Source organism: Roseovarius halophilus (ex Wu et al. 2025), from assembly GCF_047086965.1.
Map to the genome: position 1 here is coordinate 1 of NZ_JBKOTX010000516.1, position 793 is coordinate 793.

General features: G+C 71.6%; 1 protein-coding gene and 1 pseudogene. Both read left to right on the forward strand.

Features of this window, described 5'->3' with window-relative positions; genetic code table 11:
* Positions 1–102: pseudogene (locus tag ACH107_RS33235) on the forward strand (Holliday junction branch migration protein RuvA); the annotation flags it as partial.
* A gap of 37 nt (positions 103–139) precedes the next feature.
* Positions 140–793: Holliday junction branch migration DNA helicase RuvB (gene ruvB, locus ACH107_RS33240; protein WP_412509845.1), on the forward strand; the 654-nt coding region annotated here is incomplete at its 3' end.

The following is a 793-nucleotide window of genomic DNA, read 5'->3' on the forward strand; positions in this document are numbered from 1 at the left end:
GAGGCCGCGGCGGCGGTGGCGCAGGCCGGCGGCGAGACGCCCGAGGCCGGCACCGCCGACCTGATCCGAGCGGCCCTGAAACTGCTGGCGCCGAAGGGATGAGCGCGATGCACCAGCCGACACGATATCCGGGGGCCGCATGACCGACCCCGACCCGACGTTGCGCCCCGACCCCTTGCCCGAGGACGCCGATCGCAGCCTGCGGCCGCAGGCGCTGGGCGAATTCATCGGGCAGGCCGACGCGCGCGCGAACCTCGCGATTTTCATCGAAAGCGCCCGGCGCCGGGCCGAGGCGATGGATCACACGCTGTTTCACGGCCCGCCGGGGCTGGGCAAGACGACGCTGGCGCAGATCATGGCCAAGGAGCTTGGCGTCGGCTTCCGCATGACATCCGGGCCGGTGCTGGCCAAGGCGGGCGACCTCGCGGCGATCCTGACCAACCTCGAGCGCAACGACGTGCTTTTCATCGACGAGATCCACCGCCTGAACCCGGCGGTGGAGGAAGTGCTGTACCCGGCGATGGAAGATTTCGAGCTGGACCTCGTGATCGGGGAGGGGCCGGCGGCCCGCACCGTGCGCATCGAGCTGCAGCCTTTCACGCTGGTGGGCGCGACGACGCGGCTGGGCCTGCTCACGACGCCGCTGCGCGACCGGTTCGGCATCCCGACGCGGCTGCAGTTCTACACGGTCGCCGAACTGGACGAGATCGTGACGCGCAATGCTGCGCTGCTGAACGTGCCGGTGGCGCCCGACGGCGCGACCGAGATCGCCCGCCGCGCGCGGGGCACGCCG